The following is a 5,030-nucleotide window of genomic DNA, read 5'->3' as shown; positions in this document are numbered from 1 at the left end:
TTTGTGACAAAATATCTTATGTATGACCCTCTCCACTATGGGCGATATGAAAAAGTTGAGAGCTATTATGAATGGGCGAAAGAGCGTGAAGGTTGGAATAAAAATGATATCGGCATTGATCTGGTTGCCAAACTTCGCAATCAAGAGGGTTATGTCGCTATTCAATGTAAGTTTTATCAAGCAGATCATCAGATCAGTAAAAAGGATATTGATAGCTTTATCGCGGCATCTGGAAAAGACATCTTTAAATATCGTCTTCTCGTTGACAGCACAGAAGTGGAATTAAGTGACAATGTGAATACCATGATTAAAGGACAAGCGATACCCGTTTATCGCATTGACCTTCGTCATATGGAAAACAGTCGGATAGATTGGCAAATATTTGCAACAAAACAAGAAGTGGTTCTGAAATCAACCAAAGAGCCTCATTCCCATCAAGAAGAAGCCATCAAGAAAGTCTGTGAAGGTTTAAAAGAAGCAGACCGTGGCAAGCTGATCATGGCATGTGGTACGGGGAAGACTTTCACCAGTTTGAAGATAGCAGAAACCCTTGCTGGGAAAGGCAAGCGTGTTTTGTTTCTGGTCCCTTCTCTGGCTTTAGTCTCACAAACAATCCGTGAATGGACAGCCGATGCACAAGTACCTTTGCGTTCTTTTGCTGTGTGTTCGGATACAAAAGTAGGCAAGCGTCGTAAGAACCAAGATGATATTGTTGGCATGGAAACATCAGATCTTGTTCTCCCTGCTACCACGGATGCCCAAACCCTTGCCAAAGAAGCTTGCGAAAACCTAGCAGATGCAATGACGGTGGTGTTTTCAACTTACCATTCTATCCAAGTGATTTCAGATGCGCAAAAAGAGCATGGTTTACCCGAATTTGATCTAATCATTTGCGATGAAGCACATAGAACAACTGGGGCTGTGTTAGGAACAGACAAGCGTGAATCTGAATTTATCAAGGTTCATGATAACAGAATCATTCGGGGTAAAAAACGTCTATATATGACAGCAACCCCCAAAATCTTTACAGATAAGATAAAAAGGAAAGCTGACCTATCTGATACTGTTCTTGCCTCTATGGATGACGAAAAAATTTATGGCAAAGAACTGCATCATTATACATTTGCGGAAGCTCTAGAACATAAACTGTTATCACCTTGTAAAGTTATCATATTAGTTGTCAATGAAAAAGAAGTAAGCCAATCCATTCAACATCTTATTACCGATAAGAATTATGAACTTATTCTTGACGATAGGACCAAGATTAATGGCTGTTATAGAGCCCTTACCAAAATGGATCTGAAACTTGATCTTGAAGATGACCCCAATCCCATGCGTAGAGCTTTAGCATTTTGCAAAGATATTGATACTTCTAAACGCATATGCAAGGAATTCAAAAAAGAAAAAGTTCAAGAATCTTTGCACGCCCTTCATAAAAACTATAAAGATACTCCCCCTCTTAACTGTACTCTTGCCCATATTGATGGAACCTTTAGTGCTAAAGAGCGTACAAAACAACTTGACTGGTTAAAGGAAGATGCGGGGGAAAATACGTGTCGTGTGCTAACCAATGTACGCTGTCTTTCTGAGGGTGTTGATGTTCCTGCTCTTGATGCTGTTCTATTCTTACACCCGCGAAAAAGTCAAATTGAGATTATTCAAGCAATAGGCCGTGTCATGCGTCGAGCAGAGGGTAAGAAAAGAGGCTATATCATTCTACCCGTTGGAGTACCGGCTGGCATTCCACCAGTACAAGCCTTGGAAAATAATCCAAAATATGATGTCATCTGGCAAGTCGTCAATGCTTTGCGTGCCCATGATGAGAGTTTTAATAAAATAATCCACCATATGTCCATAAAACAGGACGTAAGCTATGCCCTTGATATTATTGTTCCTTCTCAAAAGGCTACCTCAGAAGATACAACTGTGGTTATTGATGACTTACCTATACGCTCAAAATCAGAATATTCAGGACTGAACATTGGATCACCAACTTATGAATCCTTTCACGGATATAAACCAGAAGAAGAATTATCCCTTTTTTCTCAATATCCGGATGTCATTAGAGCAGCTATTGTTAAGAGAAATTACGACCCTAGCTATTGGAAAAGATGGGCAACCAATGTTGCTGATCTTGCTCAAAATCATATCACACGCTTAACCGAAGTTTTAACAAAATCAGAAACGGAAACGCGGCGGGTGTTTAATGGTTTTATGACCGAATTACGTAACAATTTAAACACGACCCTCTCCGAAGAAAATGCGATTGAAATGCTTGCACAACATCTTGTGACGCGTCCAGTCTTTGATGCTTTGTTTGAGGGGCATCAGTTTGTTCAAGAAAATCCCGTCTCTTGTGCTTTACAACGTGTACTTAATATCCTTGATAAAGTTACTCTTAAAGAAGAATCTCAAGATTTCAGAACTATCTCTAGGAATGTACAATTTTACACACGAGGAACTACAAGTCTTGAAGCACAACAAAACTTAATTGTAAAGCTTTATAATGAATTTTTCCGTCATGCTTTTCCGCGTACGGTAGAAAAATTAGGAATTGTTTATACGCCCATTGAGGTTGTGGATTTTATCATTCATTCTGTTGATGATGTTTTACGCAATGAATTTGGAAAAAGCCTTGGTTCACGGGGTGTCTCTATTCTTGACCCTTTCACGGGAACGGGTACCTTTATTACACGGCTTTTACAATCAGATCTCATCAAACCAGAGGATATGGAATATAAATACCGTTATGATATCCATGCCAATGAGATTGTCTTACTTGCCTATTACATAGCAGCGATTAACATTGAATCGACCTATCATAGTATCATGAAAGGAGAATATATCCCTTTCAAGCATATTGGTTTGACTGATACGTTTCGGATGCTTGAAGAAAAGAATCTGCTGCAAAAATTATTCAAAGAAAACAGTGAATATTTAGAGCATCAAAAGAAACTGGATATCGAAGTTATTTTTGGTAACCCTCCTTATTCGATAGGACAAAAAAGCGAAAACGACAATGCAAAGAACACTCCCTATCCCATATTAAATAAACGTATTGGTGACACTTATGCCGCTCATTCAAAAGCAAGTCTTATGCAGGCGCTTTATGATAGTTACATCCGCGCCATTCGCTGGGCAAGTGACCGTATAAAAGACCGTGGTGTGATTGGTTTTGTTACAAATGCAAGTTTTATAGATACAAAATCTATGGATGGCTTACGCAAATGCCTCGTTGAAGAATTTAGCAGCCTTTATATTTTTCATTTACGTGGTAATCAACGAACCTCTGGAGAACTTTCTCGCAAAGAAGGTGGAAAAATTTTTGGTGAAGGTTCTCGTGCCCCTATAGCGATTTCTATTTTGGTTAAAAATCCAAATGCACAACAACATGGGAAAATATATTTCCGTGATATTGGAGATTATCTCAATAGAGAAGAAAAGCTTAAGACAATTAAAAAATTTGGTAGCATTAATGGTATTACACGGAGTAAACAAGGTTGGCAAATAATTACACCGGATAGGCATAATGATTGGATAAATCAACGTGATGACAGTTTCAAGACATTTCTAGCTTTAGGTGTTAAGAAAGGTCATGATACAAAGCTTTTTGAAACTTATTCCTGTGGCGTTCTAACCAGTCGTGATGCGTGGGCATACAACTCAAGTCGTAATGCTTTATCAAAAAACATGTACAACATGATTAACTTCTATAATAGCGAAGTGGAGCGCTTTAACGAAGCTTATGGACATGTTGATCGCAAAATACGTGAAAAGGCTATAGACAATTTCGTTAACGCTGATGCTACAAAGATCAGTTGGAGTAGTACTCTTAAACGAGAATTTATAAGAGAAAAATTATTTGAGTTCGAGGAGACGTGCTTTATTCAAAGTATTTATCGCCCTTTTACAAAACAATGGCTCTATTATAATCGTGCTTTCAACGATAGAGTTTCCATAATGCCATGTATATTTCCTATAGGAAAATCAGTTGAAAATAAAATGATACAACTTACAGGCATAGGAGCAAAAAAAACCTTTTCTGTTCTTATGATTAAAGCTGTGTCTGATTATCAGGTGATAGAAAACGGTCAATGCTTTCCGCAATATCTTTATGAAGATATTGTATCCTTAAAAGAGAAAAGTGAAAAGCAATCCCATTTATTTACAAACTCTATAGAGGAAAACAAAACAGCTGGTTTACAACGCCGTGATGCCATTACGGATGAAGGATTAGCACATTTTAAAGCCGCTTATCCTAATGAAACTATCACTAAAGATGATCTATTTTATTATGTTTACGGGATTTTGCATTCAGAAGATTACCGCACCCGTTATGCTGATAACCTCTCTAAAGAATTGCCTCGTATCCCTTGTGTAAAGAGCACTGAAGATTTTTGGAAATTTGTAACTGCAGGGCGTGAACTGGGGCATTTGCATATGAACTATGAAACTGTAGAACCTTATCCTGTAACCTTTAAAAAAGGTGATCCAAAACTCACTGATATCCCTAATCCTGAAAAATTCTATTATGTTACAGAAATGAATTTTTTTGGGAATAGTAAAGTAAAAGATAAATCGACAGTTTTTTACAACAGCAATGTCACAATGACAGATATCCCTCTTGAAGCTTATGAATATATCGTCAATGGTAAACCCGCTCTTGAATGGGTTATGGAACGGCAATGTGTAAAGACTGATAAAAAGAGCGGCATTGTTAATGATGCCAATCGCTATGCTGTTGAAACCGTTGGAAACCCTGCTTATCCTTTGGAGTTGTTTCAAAGGGTTATTACCGTAAGTTTAGAAACAATGAAAATCGTTAAGAACTTACCAAATTTGGTATTAAGAGAAACTGAATAACTTATAAAGCATGCTTACAAATGGGTATGATAAACTCGTAAGGGGTATAGAGCTTATAACTGTAGTCTATACCCCTTTATACATTGCTTGCATACAATCTTTAAAAGGATAATTTATCATGCGTTATTCTAAAAAGAAGAAACTTGCACTTTTAGATACTCTTATTT

General features: G+C 37.5%; 1 protein-coding gene. It reads left to right on the top strand.

What is annotated here, in order from left to right; translation table 11 throughout:
- On the top strand, positions 1 to 4,863 hold a 4,863-nt coding region (locus ACFIL8_RS07525), incomplete at its 5' end, for a DEAD/DEAH box helicase (RefSeq protein ID WP_375689314.1).
- Positions 4,864 to 5,030: the final 167 nt, after the last annotated feature.

It is taken from the genome of Bartonella sp. AP57NXGY, assembly GCF_042195805.1.
Taxonomy (GTDB): Bacteria; Pseudomonadota; Alphaproteobacteria; order Rhizobiales; family Rhizobiaceae; genus Bartonella.
The sequence above is the reverse complement of the archived record's forward strand: the minus strand, read 5'-3'. Positions and strand labels throughout refer to the sequence as shown.